At 64.8% G+C, this 19,345-nt stretch carries 15 protein-coding genes; 14 read left to right on the forward strand and 1 reads right to left on the reverse strand.

Annotated elements, in window-relative coordinates; genetic code table 11:
* Positions 1–86 precede the first annotated feature (86 nt).
* From oxlT to ABIB73_RS06925, 11 genes are all read left to right on the forward strand, one after another.
* Positions 87–1,409 (forward strand): oxalate/formate MFS antiporter, encoded by a 1,323-nt coding sequence (gene oxlT / locus ABIB73_RS06875; protein ID WP_354222311.1) that lies wholly within the window; start codon positions 87–89, stop codon positions 1,407–1,409.
* 180 nt (positions 1,410–1,589) lie between these two features.
* On the forward strand, positions 1,590–2,015 hold the full coding sequence (locus tag ABIB73_RS06880; protein WP_354222313.1) for a CBS domain-containing protein: 426 nt from the start codon (positions 1,590–1,592) through the stop codon (positions 2,013–2,015).
* 101 nt (positions 2,016–2,116) lie between these two features.
* The gene (locus ABIB73_RS06885; protein ID WP_354222314.1) at positions 2,117–3,136 is read left to right on the forward strand and encodes a 2-dehydropantoate 2-reductase; all 1,020 of its coding nucleotides are present in this window, start codon (positions 2,117–2,119) and stop codon (positions 3,134–3,136) included.
* Complete coding sequence (locus ABIB73_RS06890; protein WP_354222316.1) at positions 3,133–3,921, forward strand: fumarylacetoacetate hydrolase family protein; 789 nt, start codon at positions 3,133–3,135, stop codon at positions 3,919–3,921. The genes ABIB73_RS06885 and ABIB73_RS06890 overlap by 4 nt, the downstream gene beginning before the upstream one ends.
* Before the next feature lie 367 nt (positions 3,922–4,288).
* Entirely contained in the window at positions 4,289–5,695 is a 1,407-nt protein-coding gene (locus tag ABIB73_RS06895) for a hypothetical protein (RefSeq protein WP_354222318.1), read from the forward strand.
* Positions 5,696–5,891: 196 nt separating this feature from the next.
* On the forward strand, positions 5,892–6,089 hold the full coding sequence (locus ABIB73_RS06900) for a hypothetical protein (RefSeq protein ID WP_354222319.1): 198 nt from the start codon (positions 5,892–5,894) through the stop codon (positions 6,087–6,089).
* Positions 6,090–6,146: 57 nt separating this feature from the next.
* Positions 6,147–6,797 (forward strand): hypothetical protein, encoded by a 651-nt coding sequence (locus ABIB73_RS06905; RefSeq protein WP_354222321.1) that lies wholly within the window; start codon positions 6,147–6,149, stop codon positions 6,795–6,797.
* Between the two features lie 324 nt (positions 6,798–7,121).
* Positions 7,122–8,117, forward strand: coding sequence for an NAD(P)H-dependent flavin oxidoreductase (locus ABIB73_RS06910; protein ID WP_354222323.1), 996 nt, complete (start codon positions 7,122–7,124; stop codon positions 8,115–8,117).
* A gap of 25 nt (positions 8,118–8,142) precedes the next feature.
* Positions 8,143–9,111: a zinc-binding dehydrogenase gene (locus ABIB73_RS06915; RefSeq protein WP_354222325.1), complete on the forward strand. Its 969-nt coding sequence runs from the start codon at positions 8,143–8,145 to the stop codon at positions 9,109–9,111.
* Positions 9,112–9,368: 257 nt separating this feature from the next.
* Positions 9,369–10,742: a cation-efflux pump gene (locus ABIB73_RS06920; protein WP_354222327.1), complete on the forward strand. Its 1,374-nt coding sequence runs from the start codon at positions 9,369–9,371 to the stop codon at positions 10,740–10,742.
* Between the two features lie 225 nt (positions 10,743–10,967).
* The gene (locus ABIB73_RS06925; protein WP_354222329.1) at positions 10,968–13,298 is read left to right on the forward strand and encodes a PAS domain-containing sensor histidine kinase; all 2,331 of its coding nucleotides are present in this window, start codon (positions 10,968–10,970) and stop codon (positions 13,296–13,298) included.
* A 2-nt stretch (positions 13,299–13,300) separates the two neighbouring features.
* On the opposite strand, the gene ABIB73_RS06930 is transcribed toward ABIB73_RS06925, so the two are convergent.
* Positions 13,301–14,194, reverse strand: coding sequence for a LysR family transcriptional regulator (locus tag ABIB73_RS06930; RefSeq protein ID WP_354222331.1), 894 nt, complete (start codon positions 14,192–14,194; stop codon positions 13,301–13,303).
* Positions 14,195–14,418: 224 nt separating this feature from the next.
* Between ABIB73_RS06930 and ABIB73_RS06935 the strand changes: the two genes are divergently transcribed.
* From ABIB73_RS06935 to fdhF, 3 genes are read left to right on the forward strand one after another with little or no spacing between them, the layout of a single operon-like run.
* Positions 14,419–14,907, forward strand: coding sequence for a formate dehydrogenase subunit gamma (locus ABIB73_RS06935; protein WP_354222333.1), 489 nt, complete (start codon positions 14,419–14,421; stop codon positions 14,905–14,907).
* Complete coding sequence (locus ABIB73_RS06940) at positions 14,904–16,460, forward strand: formate dehydrogenase beta subunit (protein WP_354222335.1); 1,557 nt, start codon at positions 14,904–14,906, stop codon at positions 16,458–16,460. Before ABIB73_RS06935 ends, ABIB73_RS06940 begins: the two co-directional genes overlap by 4 nt.
* A 10-nt stretch (positions 16,461–16,470) precedes the next feature.
* Positions 16,471–19,344, forward strand: a complete 2,874-nt coding sequence (gene fdhF, locus ABIB73_RS06945; protein ID WP_354222337.1) for a formate dehydrogenase subunit alpha — start codon at positions 16,471–16,473, stop codon at positions 19,342–19,344.
* The last annotated feature ends 1 nt before the right edge of the window (position 19,345 follow it).

The raw sequence follows: 19,345 nt of genomic DNA on the forward strand, positions 1-19,345 counted from the left end.
CGCTTGCGACGATAAGACACAATGTTTGCGACATCAGGTCATATTGGCAGTTGATGTCGACAAGACAGGCGCTTGGGAGGTTGTTGATGATTTCCAGCACGGATGGCGCCGTGACCGCGGCGCCGCTTCGCACAGGTTTCCGTTGGCTCCAACTCGGCATGGGCATCGTCTGCATGGCGATGATCGCCAACCTGCAATATGGCTGGACGCTGTTCGTCGATCCGATCGATGCGGCCCACCATTGGGGACGCGCCGCGATCCAGCTCGCCTTCACCATCTTCGTCGTCACCGAGACCTGGCTGGTGCCGATCGAGGCCTGGTTCGTCGACAAATACGGCCCGCGCATCGTCATCATGTTCGGCGGCGTGATGATCGCGCTGTCCTGGGTGCTCAACTCCTACGCTGACTCGCTCACCCTGCTCTACGTTGCCGCCGTCGTCGGCGGCATGGGTGCAGGCGCGGTGTACGGCACCTGCGTCGGCAATGCGCTGAAATGGTTTCCCGATCGCCGCGGCCTCGCCGCCGGCGCGACTGCCGCGGGCTTCGGCGCGGGCGCCGCACTCACCGTGGTGCCGATCGCGGCCATGATCGCATCGAGCGGCTATCAGCACGCGTTCCTGACCTTCGGCATCGGCCAAGGCGTGATCGTGTTCATGCTCGCCTTCTTCATCCAGCCGCCACGGATCTCGATCCCGCCGAAGAAGAAGCAGCTCAATCTGCCGCAGACCAAGATCGACTTCACCCCGCCGCAAGTGCTGCGCGCGCCTATTTTCTGGGTGATGTATCTCGTTTTCGTCATGGTCGCCTCCGGCGGCCTGATGACCGCGGCGCAGATCGCGCCGATCGCGCACGACTTCAAGATCGCGAGCACCCCGGTGACGCTTGCCGGCTTCCAGATGGCGGCGCTGACCTTCGCGATCTCGCTCGACCGCATCTTCGATGGCTTCGGACGTCCGTTCTTCGGTTTTGTCTCCGACACGATCGGCCGCGAGCACACAATGTTCATCGCCTTCGGCACGGCGGCGTTAATGCTGCTGACGCTGTCGGCTTACGGCCACGTGCCGATCGTGTTCGTGCTCGCGACTGCGGTTTACTTCGGCGTGTTCGGCGAGATCTACTCGCTGTTCCCCGCCACCTGCGGCGACACCTTCGGCTCGAAGTACGCGACCACCAATAACGGCATGCTCTACACCGCGAAGGGCACTGCCTCCCTGCTCGTCCCGCTCGCGAGCGTGATCTCGACTGCCTATGGCTGGAAGGCCGTGTTCGTGGTGGCGGTGGCGCTGAACGCCACGGCCGCGCTGATGGCGCTGTTCGTGATCAAGCCGCTGCGCCGCTCCTTCATTCTCGGCAAGGAAGCCGAAAGCGCCAGCACCGCAACGGCCAGTGCCAAGACCGAGACGGCTTGAGCCGCCACACGCAGTTGTACGGTAAAGAAAGGGGCGCAGCGATGCGCCCCTTTCTTTTTGGCTCGCGGGCAAACGTCAGTATTGCTGCCGCAAGAATTTTCGGATCAGCCAAATCCAGCGCTTGACGATTGGCATAATGTATACCACAATCGACTTCATCATTCACCCAGGGAGGTTGCAATGCTGGTCGGAGACATTCTGCGCAAGAAGACGCCGCGCGTTGTCACGGTGCGAATGAACGAAACGGTGGGTATCGCCGCCAAGCTGATGCGGGCCAACAACATCAGCGCGCTGGTGGTCAAGGACGTGGTCCGCTCCGAGGGCAACACCGCGGTCGGCATGTTTACCGAACGCGACGTGGTGCGCGCCGTCGCCGAGCACGGCGCGGGCGGCGTCAACGTCAAGGTCTCGCAGCTTGTCTCGGTGCAGCAGCTCGTCTCCTGCACCTCGAGCGACACGATCGAGCACGTCCGCCACCTGATGAACCGGAATCACATCCGCCACCTGCCGGTCATCGACGACTACAGCCTCGTCTCCGTCATCAGCATGCGCGACATCACGGCTGCCGTCGACGAAGCGACCCACAGCACGCCGCAAGCAGCCTAAAGCGGCAAGACCCTTCCCCTGCGACTGCCGGCCCCGGCTCGGATACCTCCGAGCCGGACCGGATCTTTCGTCCCAAAATTCCGGTTTCCCGCGAGGATTTCATGAAGATCTGCATCTACGGCGCCGGCGCGATCGGCGGATATCTTGGAGTGCAGCTTGCGCGCGCTGGCGCCGATATCAGCCTGGTCGCACGCGGCGCGCACCTCGCTGCGATGCGCGAGCGCGGCCTGACGCTGCTCACCGGCGAAGAGAAGCACACCGTCTATCCCCGCTGCACCGACGATCCCGCCGAACTCGGGGTGCAGGACTACGTCATCGTGACGCTGAAGGCGCATTCGATCACCGGCGTGATCGAGAAGATGCAGCCGCTGCTTGGGCCCCACACCCGCATCGTCACCGCGGTCAACGGCATTCCCTATTGGTACTTCCACAAGCACGGCGGCGATTACGAGAACGCGACGCTGGAGAGCATCGATCCCGGCGGGCGGCAGTGGCGTGAGCTGGGCGCCGAGCGCGCCATCGGCTGCATCGTCTATCCCGCCACCGAGATCGAGGCGCCCGGCGTGATCCGCCACGTCTACGGCAACAATTTTCCGCTCGGCGAGCCCTCCGGCGAGATGACGAGCGACGTGCAGCGGCTCGCCGACCTCTTCGTCGCAGCCGGGTTGAAGGCCCCCGTGCTCGACCGCATCCGCGACGAGATCTGGCTGAAACTCTGGGGCAATGTCTGCTTCAACCCGATCAGCGCGTTAACCCATGCCACGCTCGACGTGATCTGCACCGACCCGGCCACGCGCGCGCTGTCGCGCGCGATCATGGTGGAGACGCAGGGCATCGCCGAGACCTTTGGCGTCAAATTCCGCGTCGACGTCGAGCGCCGCATCGAGGGCGCCCGCAAGGTTGGCGCGCACAAGACCTCGATGCTCCAGGATCTCGAGCGCGGCCGCCCGATGGAGATCGATCCGCTCGTCACCGTGGTGCAGGAGATGGGCCGGCTGACCGGAGTTCCCACGCCCGCGCTCGACTCGGTGCTGGCGATGGTGACCCAGCGCGCCCGCATCGCCGGCCTCTATGACGGCGTCTCGGCTCCGACCGATCCCCGCGCGCTGGCGGTGGCATGATGACTGGCGAGATGAAGAAATGGCTCCGCTTCCGGAATAGTGGCGCGACCGGCTTCGGCACGCTGACGCCGGACAGCATCAGCGTTCATGACGGCGAGATGTTCGGCCGCAACGCGCCAACCGGCAAGACATTGGCCCTGTCACAGGTCGAGCTGCTGGCACCTTGCGCGCCCAGCAAGATCATCGCGCTCTGGAATAATTTTCACGCGCTCGCGGCCAAGCTGAATCAGCCCGAGCCGCTCGAGCCGCTCTATCTCTTGAAAGCCACGACCACCATCGCCGCTCCCGGCGCGGTGATCCGCCGTCCCGCTTCCTACGAAGGCAAGACGACTTACGAAGGTGAGCTCGGCATCGTCATCGGCAAGACCTGCGCCCGCGTCTCGCCGGCGGAAGCCGACAGTTTCATTTTCGGCTACACCTGCGTCAACGACATTACCGCCAACGATATCCTGACCCGCGACCCCACCTTCCCCCAATGGGCTCGCGCCAAGGGTATCGACGATTACGGCCCGTTCGGCCCGGTGATCGCGACCGGGCTCGATCCGGCCAAGCTCACCGTTCGCACCGTCCTCAACGGCGCCGAGCGGCAGAACTATCCGATCGCCGACATGATCTTCAGCGCGCAAGAGTTGGTCAGCAAGATCTCCCACGATATGACCCTGCTCCCCGGCGACCTCATTGCGGTCGGCACCTCGGTCGGCGTGGGTGTCATGAAAGAGCCGGTGAATATTGTGACGGTCGCGATCGACGGCATCGGCGAGCTGACCAACGAGTTCAGGTTATAATTCTCTCCCCCGTCATTCCGGGGCGCGACGAAGTCGCGAGCTATGATGCGCAATTGCGTATCTGAGAATCCATAACGACCGCAAGTTGGGCTAGAGGTCGCGCGACGCCGATCTCGCGTTACGGCTGCTGCTTGTGGTTATGGATTCCGGGCTCGGCGCTACGTGCCGCCCCGGAATGACGACGGAGAGCTATCGGGTTGCTGCGCCTGCAAATTCCGGAAAGCCCGGTAGTCACCCGCAAGGCCATCCTCCGATCGGCTGCCCCGTTGGTCACCGGCTCCGTCCCCCAAAGCCCGCCGCCGCCCCTTGATCTCGGTTCCGCTCTCCAATAGCAATCATGGCGAGACTGTGCCGGCCTGAGGTCACGATGTGGCTGTTTTTCCTGGTTGCCTGGTTTGTCCTGCTAGCCGTCATCGCGATCTTCGCCCAGCAGGCGTTTGGTTACGATATCGCCCACCTGCCCGCCCTGTTTGCGGGCCTGCCCATGCCGCAGCGCATCGCGACCGGCGCGCTCCTGACCGTGGCCCTAGCGCTGATCGGCGCAACCGCCTGGCGGCTCTCGCGCCAGGACCGGCGTCTCGGCACGCTGCGCGACCGCCTCAAGAAGACCCGCGAAGACGTCGTCGTCGCCCACGCCCTGCAAAACCACCTGGACGCCACAGTCCAACACTTGATCGAGAGCGATCCCCGGGAGGCCATCTCCGCGCTCCACGACAAGCTCGGCGAGACCGAGCAGCGCGCCCTGCTCCAGCAGGGCCGCAACCAGTCCACCGACATGCACGACCAGCTCGCCGAGATTCGCCGCCGCCAACAGGGCCTGCGCGAGATGGTCGGCAAGGTCGCCGAGCAGCGCCGGGCGGTGGAGCCGGTCTTTACCGAGATCCGTGACCGCCAGAATCAGCTCGAGCGGTCGCTGCTCGATCTCGAAACCGACGACCGCAAGAACAACCTCGCCGACCGGCTCAAGGACATCGCGCGCGACATATCGGCGCTGCTGTCGCGGGTGAACGGGGTGCAGGGCACTTTTGCGACCCTGAACCAGTACAAGGAAGATCTGGCGAAATCCCACGCCGAGCTGCTGCCGCTGCGTTCGTCGGACGCCGGCATCAACGCCCTGATCGGCGAACTGAGCCTCAGCCATGAGCGCCTCGCCAAGACCGTCGACGAGCTCGAAACCGGCGGCGAGACGCCGCTCAGCGCGCGCGTCGAGACGCTGTCGAACAACAAGATCGAGATCGAGCAGCGCCTCGCCCGCATCGACGACAGCGCCAACATCCTGAAGGCGATCCGCCTCGACTTCGAGGAGATCGGCCAGCGCCAGGCCCAACTCGAACGCTCGCTCGCCGATGTCGAAACCGACCCCGACGGCAAGACGGTTGCCGACCGCCAAAACGCGCTGAACGATTTCGTCATCCAGTCGCGCCAGCGCCTCGGCGCATTGCAGGAGACGCTGGCGACGCTGAACACCTTCAAGACCGACCTGTCGAAGTCGCAGGCCGACCTCGTACCGCTGAAGGCTCCGGTGTTCGGCATCGAGGCCCTGATCGCGGAGGTCAGCACCACCCGCGATCTCCTCGCCAGGACGGTCAGCGAGATCGAGACGGACGGCGACGTCACTCTCGCCTCGCGCGTCGATGCGCTGACGAACAGCAAGCGCGAGGTCGAGGACCGGCTCGCCCGCATCTTCGACAATTTCAATGCGCTCGACGCGCTCCGCAAGGATATCGGCGGCATCTTCTCGACGATCCGGAACGGCCTGAACCGGATCGGGTGAAGGCGCCCGCCCTACGGGCTGCAAATCGCCGGCGTCACGCAGCTCCGAAATATCCGGACACATCAAATTTCCGCGCGCCCGACATATGCCGCCAACATGTCCCGTGCTCGCCGCACTCCGGACGCATTCCGACGCCCTTCTGTGACGCGTGTCTGGGGGCACGGCTCTGCCGTGTTTGGACCAAACCTTCAGGGGTATGACTGTGAAGAAGATTGTATTTGTCTTGGGTGCTACGCTTGCTCTGGTGACGGCTGCGAACGCCGCGGATCTGCCGCGACGGCAGCCCGTCTATGTCCAGGAGCAGGCGCCGATCGGCAAGATGCCGATTGGCAAGAGCCCGGTTGGAAAGGCCCCGATCGGCAAGGCGCCCGGCCCGGTCGTCTCGCGCTACTGACACGCGGCAGAGCAATCGCCGCATCAGTGTGAACGGCCGACAGTCGAGGGGCACCACGTGACGAACAAATCTGATCGATCGGGATCCTGCATTCTCGCAGGATTCGCCCTCGCGGCGATGATCGCGTGCACGATGCCATCGGCCTCGGCCCACGACGCGAACAAGCGCATGGCCGATGCCAATGCGCTTGTCTCGACCGACACCGCATCGCGACCGGCGCCGCAAGTTCCGCGGCGCCCCGTCGCGCGCGCCGAGAAAGGCCCCTACTACGTCGATTTCCGCGCCCGGACAGCGGCAAGCTGGGGCCATGCCTTCGTCTGGTATGGCAAGACCAGCGAGCGCGCCGTCGAGGTCGCGGGCCTGACGCCTGCGGGGGACACCTGGGCTTATGTGCTCGGACATCTCACCTGGGTGCCATCAGAGACCGGCGCGAGCTACGGCGACCTCGATCCGGAATACCTGACCGCGAGCTATCGCGTCTATCTGAACGAAGCCGACGCCAAACGCGTGTTCGCCTACATCAAGAAATTGCAGACAAGCTCGCCGGTCTGGAACGCCGAGACCACCAACTGCACCGGCTTCATCGGCGACATCGCGGAGTATATGGGACTGAAGGTCCCCTACCGCTGGCAGCGCCCGGAAAGCTTCGTCAACAGCCTCAAGGAAATCAACGGCAGCCGCCCTATGGTGCGGCTGTCGGCGCAGTAGCGCAGCACGTCGTTCCTCCCAAACGTCGTCCTGGCGAAAAGCCAGGACCCATTATCCCGGTCAGCGTTGTCTAGCAGTGCTGTGGCCGCCGTCCTGCACAACAACATCTCCCTGCGGTTATGGGCGTTCGCCAGGGCGACGGCGGTGAATTCGGAAAGCACCTACACACTCCAAAATTATCCGCTCCACGGAATCCCTCCCATCGCCGCATAAGGCCCCGCCCCCAGCGCGCGTCCTCGCAATAGACTTTTCCCGACCCGGGCGGCATCCTGCCGCCATCAACCGATAACAAGGCCTGCGGAACGCGGGCGGGGGAAACAGGTCATGTTGCAGACACGGTTCACAAAACTCGTCGGCGTCGAGCACCCGATCGTGCAAGGCGGCATGCAATGGGTCGGGCGCGCCGAGCTGGTTGCTGCCGTGGCGAATGCCGGCGCGCTCGGCTTCATCACGGCGCTGACCCAGCCGACGCCGGAGGACCTGACCAGGGAAATCGCGCGCTGCCGCGACCTCACGGACAAGCCGTTCGGCGTCAACCTCACCATCCTGCCCGCGATCAAGCCGCCGCCCTACGCCGAATATCGCGCCGCCATCATCGAGAGCGGTGTCACAGTGGTCGAGACCGCCGGCAACAAGCCGCAGGAGCATGTCGACGAGTTCAGGAAGCACGGCGTCAAGGTCGTGCACAAATGCACCAGCGTCCGCCACGCCCTCTCGGCCGAGCGCATGGGCGTAGACGCCATCTCGATCGACGGGTTCGAATGCGCCGGCCACCCCGGCGAGGACGACACCCCCGGCCTGATCCTGATCCCGGCCGCTGCCAACAAGATCAAGATCCCGATGATCGCCTCCGGCGGCTTTGCCGATGCGCGCGGTCTCGTCGCCGCGCTGGCGCTCGGCGCCGAGGGCATCAACATGGGCACGCGCTTCATGGCGACCAGGGAAAGCCCGATCCACCAGTCCATCAAGGAGAAGATCGTCGCGAATGACGAGCGCGAGACCGAGCTGATCTTCCGCACCATGCGCAACACCTCGCGCGTCGCCAAGAACGAGATCTCGACCAAGGTCGTCGCCATGGAAAAGGAAGGCGCGAAGTTCGAGGACATCCGCGAGCTCGTCGCGGGCGCCCGCGGCAAGATGGTCTACGCGACCGGCAATTCGGACGAAGGCATCTGGTCGGCCGGGCAGGTGCAGGGCCTGATCCAGGACATCCCAACTTGCGGCGAGCTCATCTCCCGCATCGTGCGCGAAGCCGAAGCCATCATTCGCCGCCGGCTCGAAGGCATGATCGTTCATCCGACAGCGCAAGCTGCGGAATAGTCACTGCAAGAAGCGAGAGTAATTCATGAAGGCTTATGTCTATGGTCCTGACGGGGCTAGGATTTCCGACGTCGTTCAACCAAAACCTGAGGGCACGCAGGTGCTGGTCCGCGTCCGCGCCTGCGGCCTGAACCGCGCCGACACCGGCATGCGCAAGGGCCACGCCCATGGTGCGGCCGGCGGCGTCGGCACTGTGCTCGGCATGGAATGGGCCGGCGAAGTCGCCGACCTCGGACCGGATGCGAAAGGCGTCAAGATCGGCGACCGCATCATGGGCTCGGGCGGCGCGGCCTTCGCCGAATATACGCTGGCCGATCACGGCCGGCTGTTCCGCGCGCCCTCGAACATGAACTTCGAGGAGGCGGCCACCCTGCCCGTCGCGCTCGCGACCATGCACAACGCCGTCGTCACCGTCGGCGGCGTGCAGCCGGGGCAAGCCGTGCTGATCCAGGGTGCGAGCTCCGGCGTCGGCCTGATGGCCATGCAGATCGCCAAGCTCAAGGGCGCCAAACTCGTGATCGGCTCCTCGACCGACGCCTATCGCCGCGGCCGGCTGACGGAGTATGGCGCCGATCTCGCGGTCGACTCCTCCGATCCCAAATGGGTCGACGAGGTGCTGAAGGCCACCGGCGGCGAGGGCGTGGACCTCATTGTGGACCAGGTATCAGGCAAGGTCGCCAACCAGAACCTGGCCGCGACCAGGATCAAGGGCCGCATCGTCAATGTCGGCCGGCTCGGTGGCACCCATGCCGATTTCAACTTCGACCTGCATGCAGCGCGCCGCATCAACTATATCGGCGTCACCTTCCGCACCCGCACCATCGAGGAGGTCCGTGAGATCTTTGACGAGGTCAAGAAGGACATCTGGGGGGCGGTGGAATCGCGAAAGCTGCAACTACCGATCGACAAGGTGTTTGCGTTCGACGACATCGACAAGGCGTTCGAGCACATGGAGGCGAACAGGCATCTGGGGAAGATTATGGTGACGCTGTAGCCACCGCGGCCGGCGGGCGAAGTCCCGGCGCGCTCCCTCCGCTCGTCATGGCCGGGCCTTGACCCGGCCATCCACGTCTTTGCCACTCGGCACAAAGAACGTGGATGCCCGGGACAAGCCCGGGCATGACGGAGCAAGTGGCGTAAACGAGCATTCAACTCGGAAGCATTCGCAATAGGCCGCTCCTGCAACTCACTTGCGACTACACCTGTTGATCATCGCTTGATGTTCACTGAGGGGCTGCTAAATCCCCGGCCATGACCTCCCAACACAGCAAGACATCGGTCGCAGCGATCTCGATCCTCGCCAGCGGCGGCATGGCGGCGGCCAAATTCGTGGTCGGCATCGCGATCGGCTCACTCGCGTTGATCTCCGAAGCGCTACATTCGTCGATCGACCTGGTCGCGACCGTCATCACCTGGGCGGTGGTGCGCGTCTCGGACAAGCCGGCGGACGACGAGCACCATTACGGCCACGGCAAGCTCGAAAGCATCTCCGCGCTCGGCGTTACCGCCCTCCTCTACGTGCTCGCCGGCGGCATTCTGGTCCAGTCTTACAGCCACCTTCGCGAGGGAACCCCGCCACCGACAATTTCGGCCGTGCCGTTCGTCGTGCTGGTGATCGACATCGCGGTCAATCTGTGGCGCGCCCGTGCACTGCATCGCGCCGCGCGAGAGACCAGGAGCGAGGCGCTCGCCGCCGACGCGCTGCATTTCGCTTCAGACGTCATGGGCTCCTTTGCTGTGATCGTGGGCCTGATTCTCGCTGCCTTCGGATTCTGGTGGGGCGATGCAGCCGCGGCCGCGGCCGTAGCCGTGATGATTGCATTGCTGGGCCTGCGTATGGCCAGCTCGACGGTGCAGACGCTGGTCGACCGCGCGCCGGAAGGCGCACAGGAGAAGGCCACCGCCGCGATCCGGAGCGTGCCCGGCGTGATCGACGTCGAGCGGCTGCGGGTGCGCATGGTCGGCGCGACCACCTTCATCGACACCATCGCAAAGGTGCCGCGGACCTACCCGATCGACCGCGTCGAGGAGATCAAGCGCAATGTGCAGGCAGCGGTCGACAAGGCGTTCGGCGATGCCGACCTCACCTTCACCCCTGTCCCCGTCGCGCGTGACAACGAGACCGTGCGCGACCGTATCATGGTGATCGCGCATAATTCAGGCCTCGCGATCCACCATGTCACCGTGCACGACCTCGGCGCCAAGCTGATCGTCGGCATCGATCTCGAGGTCGACGGCGATATGGCGCTCGACGCCGCCCACGACATCGCCAACACGCTGGAGCGCAATATCCAGGAAGAGTTCGGCGCGGACGTCGAGGTCGACGTCCATATCGAGCCGCTGGAACCGGAACTGCCGTTCGGCGTCGACGCCGCGCCGGAACGCGTACGGACCATCGCCGCTGCGCTCACGGAATATGCAGCCCGCGGAGAGATCCACGACATTCACAACGTGCGTGTCCGCAACACCGACGCCGGCGAGATCGTCAACTTCCACTGCCGCGCCACGCCGTCGATGAGCGTGATCAAGGTCCACGAGCAGGTCGACGCGATCGAGCACGCGCTGCGCCGCGCGTTCCCGAGCGTGAAGCGCGTCATCAGCCACGCCGAGCCGCCGCGCGCGTGATGCAGGATGTGCGAGGAGACACCCGTTCTCGTTTCGGACTCACCGCGAACGTCGTGTCGCGGACAATGAGCGCGCCAAGACTTCGTTGGATAAGAATTATTTCACATTAACGATTCGTTGACTCTCGACAGCCTGCGAAAACTGGATTCAAATCGGCATGATTCGGAAGCGACGTGGGGCTGCTTCCGAACCTAGTCGCAAGCAGGTTTTCAGGGGGCCGAAGGCATGGCGCGTGCAGACGCCGCGAACGCATGCGTCCAATCCGATTCGATCAAAGGATTGGCGCAATCGCTCGCGAAACCTGCCTATCACCGGCTGCTGATCGCCGAGCCGGCGCTCCGCCGCGCCGTGCCGACGCTCATTATTGCCTTCCTGATCACGATCTGTCTTGGCGCGTTCGTCCAGGTCGTCGACCAGACGCGGCAGAAGCGTCTGGTGATCCGGCACGACATCTCCGCGCTCGCCGATCTGCTCGCCGAGCGCATCGACCGCCTCACCTCGGCACGGCAGGAGCGGCTGAAGAATATCGAGAACCTGCCGACGCTGCTGCCCGACCTGATCCCGTCCTGGGGCACGGCCTCGGGCCGCCACGTCATCGTCACCTCGGCCGGCATCGACCGCCGCATCCTCGCCCGCATTCCCATCGACAGCGATCCGGCCGGCAACGACCGTTTGCTCGATGCGATCACCACGGCGCAATTGCTGGCTGCACCGCCGCGCGACAATAACGTCTCCGACATGACGCTGCCGAGCGGCAATGGCGCCATGGCGACCTCGCGGCCGATCAAGTCGCTGCCCGGCCTCGTCACCGTGATTCAGGAGCGCGACGAGCCGATCTGGGGCTCGGATGCGGCGCTGTCGGTGACACTGTCGGCAACCACCGGCTTCGTCGTCCTGATCCTCGGCTTCGCTTTCCACTGGCAGTCGACCCGCGCCCGCGAGGGCGACCTCATCAACGACGCGGTGCGTGGCCGGATCGACACCGCGCTCAACCGCGGCCGCTGCGGCCTGTGGGACTGGGATCTGTCGCGCGGCCGCATCTTCTGGTCGCAGTCGATGTTCTCGATGCTCGGCCTCGACGGCCGTAACGAGCTCCTCACCTTCGGCGAGGTCAACGCGCTGGTGAAGTCCGACGACATCGACCTGTTCGAGATCGCCGACCAGCTCATCTCCGAGAAGATCGACCACATCGACCAGACCTTCCGCATGCAACATGTCGACGGCCACTGGATCTGGCTCCGCGTTCGCTGCGAGCGGACGCGAGGGGCAGGCGATGCCGGCATGAACCTGATCGGCATCGCGGTCGACATCACCGAGCAGAAGAGCCTCGCGGAGCGGACCGTGGAAGCCGATTTGCGGCTGCGCGACGCGATCGAGACCATTCCGGAAGCCTTCGTGCTGTGGGATGCGAGCGACCGCCTGGTGCTCTGCAACTCGCACTTCCAGCGCCTGCACAAGCTGCCCGACTCAGCCGTGATCCCCGGCACCTCCTACGAGACCGTGCTGGAAGTCGGCCGCATGCCGGAGGTCCGCACCCGCCACAACGAGACCGTGAGCCAGGGTCCGGGCGCGCGCACCTTCGAGGCGCAGCTCGACGACGGCAGCTGGCTGCACATCAGCGAGCGCCGCACCAAGGACGGCGGCTACGTTTCGGTCGGCACCGACATCACCCGCATCAAGGAGCACGAGCAGAAGCTCGTCGACAACGACCTGCGCCTCCGCGCCACCGTCATCGACCTCAAGCGCTCGCAGGCCGCGCTCGAGCGCCAAGCCGTCGAGCTCGCGGATCTCGCCGAGAAGTACCAGCGTGAGAAGACCCGCGCCGAGGAAGCCAACCAGACCAAGTCGAAATTCCTCGCCAATATGAGCCACGAGCTGCGCACGCCGCTGAATGCGATCATCGGCTTCTCCGAGATCATGGGCAGCGGCATGTTCGGCGAGCTCGGCAGCGAGAAGTACCAGGAATATTGCCAGGACATCCTGACCAGCGGGCACTATCTGCTCGAGGTCATCAACGACATCCTCGACATGTCCAAAATCGAGGCCGGCCGCATGAAGCTCGACATGGAGGAGCTTGACCTGGCACGGACACTCGCGGAATCCCTACGTGTTGTCTCGGGCCGGGCGCAAGACAAGGATCTGACGCTCGATGCCGACATCGAGACATCAATCTCCGTCGTCGCCGACCGCCGCGCGACCAAGCAGATCATCGTCAACCTGCTGTCCAACGCGGTGAAGTTCACGCCGGACGGCGGCCGCATCGTGGTGCGCAGCCGGCAGCTCGACGACAGGATCGTGCTGATGATCGCCGACACCGGCATCGGGATCGCGCAGCATTCGCTGGCACGGCTGGGACATCCGTTCGAGCAGGTCGAGAGCCAGCTCACCAAGACCTATCACGGCTCGGGCCTCGGGCTTGCGATCGCCCGCTCGCTGGCACAACTGCACGGCGGCTCGATGCGGCTGCGCTCGAAGATCGGCGTCGGCACAGTCGTGCGCGTAACGCTGCCGCGCGACGCCATCAAGGCGACATCCGGGATATCTGCTGCGGCTTAGAGCTACGATTGCAGCGTCGGCGCCACTTCGCGCGCGACGTTGACCAGCGCCGCGATCAGCGGCGTCATCGGGTCGCGCTGCGGGATCACCAGGCCAATGCTGTAATTCACTTCGGGATCAACGATCGGGATCGAGCGGACCTTGTCGGAGAGGCCGAGCGTCTCGGCGAGCTTGGCCGGCATCACGCTGGCCCAGCGTCCCGTCTTCACATGCGTGTACAGCACGAGCAGCGAGTTCGAGGTCAGGGTCGGCGTCGCCTCCGCGCCGACAGAGCGCAGCGCGCGGTCGATGATGCGGCGGTTCTGCATGTCGGGTGTGAGCAGGCACAGCGGCACCTGTCCGACCTCGGTCCATGTCACGGACTCGCGGTCGCCGAACATCGCATCGGGCGCGGTCAGGAGACGATAGCTTTCGTTGAAGAGCGGAATGGTGCGAACCTTGCCGATCGGCTCGTTCTCGATATAGGTCAGCCCGGCATCGACTTCGAGATTTTCGAGCAATCCCAGCACTTCTGACGAGGTGGTGGACTGGATGCGGAAGCGCACCTCGGGATGCTTGGCGCGGAACGGCGTCGTCAGCGCGGCGACCATGCCGAGCACCGTCGGGATCGCCGCGATGCGGATCTCGCCGGAGAGCTTGTCCTTCAGCGAGTTGATCTCCTGGCGCATGGCGCGGGCATCGCCCACGATCCGCCGTGCCCAGTCGAGCGCTCGCTCACCTTCGGGAGTGAAACCCTGGAACCGGGACCCACGCTGGACCAGCATCACGCCCAGAATCTCCTCGAGCTGCTTGAGCCCGGTCGACATGGTCGGTTGCGTTACGCCGCAGGCCTCCGCTGCGCGTCCGAAATGCCGCTCCTTCGCCAGCGCCAGCAGCAGTTCAAGCTTGTCGAGCAACCGGTCGTCCCCTCGAATTCTGTCGTGGCATGCAAGCTAGCACGCCCCACCCTTCCCAACACGTAAAAACAGGGCGGCGGAACAGCCTTGATCGCAATTTCATATCGCCCGATCGACTTCGTCAATCGATCTGAATTCGCAATCGCAGCATGAGACAGCTTTATTGATCTTCGAACGATTCCAAATAGTTTGCGACGGAGGGACGCCCTGGTTGAGAACAAAGAATGACAGCGGTTTACGAGCCTTGTTACGAGCCTTGGGACAAGACGCGCGGCGCCGAGATCATCGCCGAACATGCCAAGCAGGAAGGTGCGACGCTGGTCATCCTGCACGCGCTCCAGGAGGCGTTTGGCTATGTGCCGGAGGCGGCGATCCCCATGGTGGCGCAGGCGCTGAATCTATCCCGCGCCGAGGTCCATGGCGTCTTCACGTTCTACCATGATTTCCGGCACAAGCCTGCCGGCCGCCATGTCTTGAAGCTCTGCCGCGCGGAAGCCTGCCAGGCCGCGGGCGGCGATGCGCTGGCTGCGCGCGCCGAAGCGAGGCTTGGCGTATCGCTTGGCAACACCACGGCGGATGACCGCGTCACACTGGAGCCGATCTACTGTCTCGGCCTGTGCGCGACCGCGCCATCCGCGATGCTCGACGGTCGCCTTGTCGGCCGGCTCGACGAGAAGCGCCTCGATGCGCTGGTTGCGGAGGCGCAGCGATGAAGATGCGGATCTTCGTTCCTCGCGATGCGGCGGCCGTCGCCGTCGGCGCCGATGAAGTTGCCACAGCGTTCGAACAGGTCGCGGAGAAGCGCGGTCTGCCGATCGAGATCGTGAGGACCGGCTCACGCGGACTTTGCTGGCTGGAGCCGATGGTCGAGGTGGCGACCCCCGCGGGCCGCGTCGCATACGGCCCACTGGGCGCGGAGGATGTCGCCTCCGTGTTCGAGTCCATGGCAAGCAATGGACCGCATCCCCTGCGGCTTGGCGTCGCGGACGAGATTCCCTGGCTGAAGCGCCAGACCCGCCTGACCTTCGCCCGCTGCGGCGTGATCGATCCGCGCTCGCTCGAGGATTACCGCGCCCATGGCGGCTACAAGGGCCTGGAGCGCGCGCTGTCGCTCGGCTCCGATGCGATCCTCACGGAGGTCACCGCGTCCGGCCTGCGTGGCCGTGGCGGCGCGGGTTTCCCGACCGGCATCAAATGGAAGACGGTTGCGCAGGCGAAAGCTGACCGCAAGTTCATCGTCTGCAACGCCGACGAGGGCGACAGCGGCACCTTCGCCGACCGCATGATCATGGAAGGCGATCCCTTCCTGGTGATCGAGGGCATGACCACCGCCGGCATCACCGTCGGCGCGACCAAAGGCTACATCTACATCCGCAGCGAATATCCGCATGCGGTCGAGGCGATGAAGGCTGCCATCATCGCGGCGAAGCGCGGCGGCTATCTCGGTGACAAGATCGGCGGCTCGACATACAGCTTCGATCTCGAAGTCCGGGTCGGTGCCGGCGCCTATGTGTGTGGCGAAGAGACGTCGCTGCTGGAAAGCCTCGAAGGCCGCCGTGGCCTCGTGCGCGCAAAACCGCCGCTGCCGGCGCATCACGGCCTGTTCGGCAAGCCGACCGTCATCAACAACGTGCTGTCGTTCGCAGCCATCCCGTTCATCCTCGCCGAAGGCGCCAAGGCCTATGCCGATTTCGGCATGGGCCGTTCGCGCGGCACGATGCCGATACAGCTCGCCGGCAACATCCGCAACGGCGGCTTGTTCGAGACGGCGTTCGGCGTGACGCTGGGCGAGCTCGTCGACGACATCGGCGGCGGCACATTCACGGGCCGCCAGGTCCGCGCCGTTCAGGTCGGCGGTCCGCTCGGTGCTTATTTCCCGCGCGCGCTGTTTGACACGCCATTCGATTACGAAGCCTTTGCCGCGCGCGACGGCCTGATCGGCCATGGCGGCATCGTCGTGTTCGACGACAACGTCGACATGCGCAAGCAAGCGCGTTTCGCGATGGAATTCTGCGCCGTCGAATCCTGCGGCAAGTGCACGCCCTGCCGGATCGGCTCGACCCGCGGCGTCGAGACCATCGAGAAGATCATGCGCGGCGAACGCGTGAGCGAAAACCTCGCGCTCGTCGAAGACCTCTGCAACACCATGAAATTCGGCTCGCTCTGCGCACTCGGCGGCTTCACGCCCTACCCCGTGCTCAGCGCATTGAAGCACTTCCGGGAGGATTTCGTCCCGGCGCCGACCACGCTTCAGGCCGCGGAATAGGAGAACCACGATGTCTCTGATCGAAGAAATCGACTTCGGCACGCCGCGTTCGAAATCGAAAACGATGGTGACGCTGACCATCGACGGCAATCAGGTCACGGTGCCCGAGGGCACCTCCATCATGCGGGCCGCCATGGACGCAGGCCACCAGATCCCAAAGCTCTGCGCGACCGACATGGTCGACGCCTTCGGCTCCTGCCGCCTCTGCGTCGTCGAGATCGAGGGCCGCGCCGGCACGCCGGCCTCCTGCACCACACCGGTGATGAACGGCCTCGTCGTTCACACCCAGAGCGAGCGGCTGAAGAAGCTGCGCAAGGGCGTGATGGAGCTCTACATCTCCGACCATCCGCTCGACTGCCTCACCTGCGGCGCCAACGGCGATTGCGAGTTGCAGGACATGGCCGGCGCCGTGGGCCTGCGCGACGTGCGCTACGGCTATGAGGGCGAGAACCACGTCTTCGCCAAGTCCCATGGCGAGGTCAACGCCGCCTGGATGCCGAAGGACGAGTCCAACCCCTACTTCACCTACGACCCCTCGAAGTGCATCGTCTGCTCGCGCTGCGTCCGCGCCTGCGAGGAGGTGCAAGGCACCTTCGCGCTGACCATCTCGGGCCGCGGCTTCGACAGCCGGGTCTCGCCCGGCATGAGCGAGAGCTTCCTCGGTTCCGAATGCGTCTCCTGCGGCGCCTGCGTGCAAGCCTGCCCGACCGCGACGCTGACGGAAAAGTCGGTGATCGAGATCGGCCAGCCCGAGCATTCGGTCGTCACCACCTGCGCCTATTGCGGCGTCGGCTGCACCTTCAAGGCGGAGATGCGCGGCGAAGAAGTCGTGCGCATGGTGCCGTACAAGGATGGCAAGGCCAATCGCGGGCACTCGTGCGTCAAGGGCCGCTTCGCCTGGGGTTACACCAACCACAAGGAGCGCATCCTCAAACCGATGATCCGCGAGCGGATCGAGGATCCCTGGCAAGAGGTGTCCTGGGACGAAGCGTTCTCGTTTGCCGCGGCGAAGATGCGCGGCATCCAAACGAGGTACGGTCGCGACGCCATCGGCGGCATCACCTCGTCCCGCTGCACCAATGAAGAAACCTATCTGGTGCAGAAGCTGATCCGCGCCGGCTTCGGCAACAACAATGTCGACACCTGCGCACGCGTCTGCCATTCGCCGACCGGTTACGGTCTTTCGGTCACTTTCGGCACCTCCGCCGGCACGCAGGATTTCGACTCGGTCGAGGAGACCGACGTCGTCGTGATCATCGGCGCCAATCCGGCCTCGGCCCACCCGGTGTTCGCCTCGCGCCTGAAGAAGCGGCTACGGCAAGGAGCGCAGCTGATCGTGATCGATCCGCGCCGCACCGAGATGGTGGAATCGCCGCATGTGAAGGCGCTGCACCTGCCGCTGATGCCGGGCACCAACGTGGCGGTGATGACCGCGATCGCCCATGTCATCGTCACCGAAGGCCTCGTCAACGAAGCTTTCGTCCGTGAGCGCTGCGACTGGAGCGAGTTCGAGGAATGGGCGTCCTTCGTCGCCCAGCCCAACAACAGCCCGGAAGCGACCGCGATACTGACCGGCGTCGCTCCGAAGGATCTGCGCGAAGCCGCGCGCATCTACGCCACCGGCGGCAACGGCGCGATCTATTACGGCCTCGGCGTCACCGAGCACAGCCAGGGCTCGACCACGGTGATCGCGATCGCCAACCTCGCGATGGCGACCGGCAATATCGGCCGTTCCGGCGTCGGCGTGAACCCGCTGCGCGGCCAGAACAACGTCCAGGGCTCCTGCGACATGGGCTCGTTCCCGCACGAGCTGCCCGGCTATCGGCATATCGCAGGCGACGCCGTGCGCGAGCAGTTCGAGGCGCTGTGGAACGTCAAGCTCAACCCCGAGCCTGGCCTGCGCATCCCAAACATGTTCGATGCCGCGATCGAAGGCACGTTCATGGGCATCTACGTGCAGGGTGAGGATATCCTGCAATCCGACCCCAACACCAAGCATGTGGTGGCGGCGCTGTCGGCGATGGAATGTGTCATCGTCCACGACCTCTTCCTGAACGAGACTGCAAACTACGCCCATGTTTTCCTGCCCGGCTCGAGCTTCCTCGAAAAGGACGGCACCTTCACCAATGCCGAGCGCCGCATCCAGCGCGTGCGCAAGGTGATGACGCCGAAGAACGGCATGGCCGACTGGGAGGTCACGATCGCCCTCGCCAAGGCGATGGGCTTCGAGATGAACTACAGCCACCCGTCCGAGATCATGGACGAGATCGCGGCGCTGACGCCGACCTTCACCGGCGTCTCCTATGCCAAGCTCGACGAGCTCGGCTCGGTGCAGTGGCCCTGCAACGAGAAGGCGCCCGAGGGCACGCCGGTGATGCATATCGGCGGCTTCGTCCGCGGCAAGGGCAAGTTCATCGTCACAGAATATGTCGCGACCGACGAGCGCACTGGCCCGCGCTTCCCGCTGCTGCTCACCACCGGCCGCATCCTCAGCCAGTACAATGTCGGCGCACAGACCCGGCGCACCAACAACGTGGTCTGGCATGCCGAGGACAGGCTGGAGATCCACCCACACGACGCCGAGCAGCGCGGCGTGCGCGACGGCGACTGGGTGCGGCTGAAGAGCCGCGCCGGCGAGACCACGCTGCGCGCGGAGATCACCGACCGCGTCGCGCCGGGCGTGGTCTACACCACCTTCCATCACCCGGACACGCAGGCCAACGTGATCACGACCGAGTATTCGGACTGGGCGACCAACTGCCCCGAATACAAGGTCACGGCAGTGCAGATCTCGCCGTCGAACGGCCCGTCCGACTGGCAGAAGTCCTATGACGAGCAGGCGCGGCACTCCCGTCGTATCGCGCCGGCCGAGGCCGCGGAGTAGC

Origin of the sequence: Bradyrhizobium sp. F1.4.3, assembly GCF_040548375.1 — a bacterium.
Taxonomy (GTDB): Bacteria; Pseudomonadota; Alphaproteobacteria; order Rhizobiales; family Xanthobacteraceae; genus Bradyrhizobium.

What these genes read in the sequence shown, in the direction of transcription:
- oxlT (WP_354222311.1), top strand. Translation starts at nt 87, where the DNA reads ATGATTTCCAGCACGGATGGCGCCGTGACCGCGGCGCCGCTTCGCACA.
- ABIB73_RS06880 (WP_354222313.1), top strand. Translation starts at nt 1,590, where the DNA reads ATGCTGGTCGGAGACATTCTGCGCAAGAAGACGCCGCGCGTTGTCACG.
- ABIB73_RS06885 (WP_354222314.1), top strand. Translation starts at nt 2,117, where the DNA reads ATGAAGATCTGCATCTACGGCGCCGGCGCGATCGGCGGATATCTTGGA.
- ABIB73_RS06890 (WP_354222316.1), top strand. Translation starts at nt 3,133, where the DNA reads ATGATGACTGGCGAGATGAAGAAATGGCTCCGCTTCCGGAATAGTGGC.
- ABIB73_RS06895 (WP_354222318.1), top strand. Translation starts at nt 4,289, where the DNA reads ATGTGGCTGTTTTTCCTGGTTGCCTGGTTTGTCCTGCTAGCCGTCATC.
- ABIB73_RS06900 (WP_354222319.1), top strand. Translation starts at nt 5,892, where the DNA reads ATGACTGTGAAGAAGATTGTATTTGTCTTGGGTGCTACGCTTGCTCTG.
- ABIB73_RS06910 (WP_354222323.1), top strand. Translation starts at nt 7,122, where the DNA reads ATGTTGCAGACACGGTTCACAAAACTCGTCGGCGTCGAGCACCCGATC.
- ABIB73_RS06915 (WP_354222325.1), top strand. Translation starts at nt 8,143, where the DNA reads ATGAAGGCTTATGTCTATGGTCCTGACGGGGCTAGGATTTCCGACGTC.
- ABIB73_RS06920 (WP_354222327.1), top strand. Translation starts at nt 9,369, where the DNA reads ATGACCTCCCAACACAGCAAGACATCGGTCGCAGCGATCTCGATCCTC.
- ABIB73_RS06925 (WP_354222329.1), top strand. Translation starts at nt 10,968, where the DNA reads ATGGCGCGTGCAGACGCCGCGAACGCATGCGTCCAATCCGATTCGATC.
- ABIB73_RS06935 (WP_354222333.1), top strand. Translation starts at nt 14,419, where the DNA reads ATGACAGCGGTTTACGAGCCTTGTTACGAGCCTTGGGACAAGACGCGC.
- ABIB73_RS06940 (WP_354222335.1), top strand. Translation starts at nt 14,904, where the DNA reads ATGAAGATGCGGATCTTCGTTCCTCGCGATGCGGCGGCCGTCGCCGTC.
- fdhF (WP_354222337.1), top strand. Translation starts at nt 16,471, where the DNA reads ATGTCTCTGATCGAAGAAATCGACTTCGGCACGCCGCGTTCGAAATCG.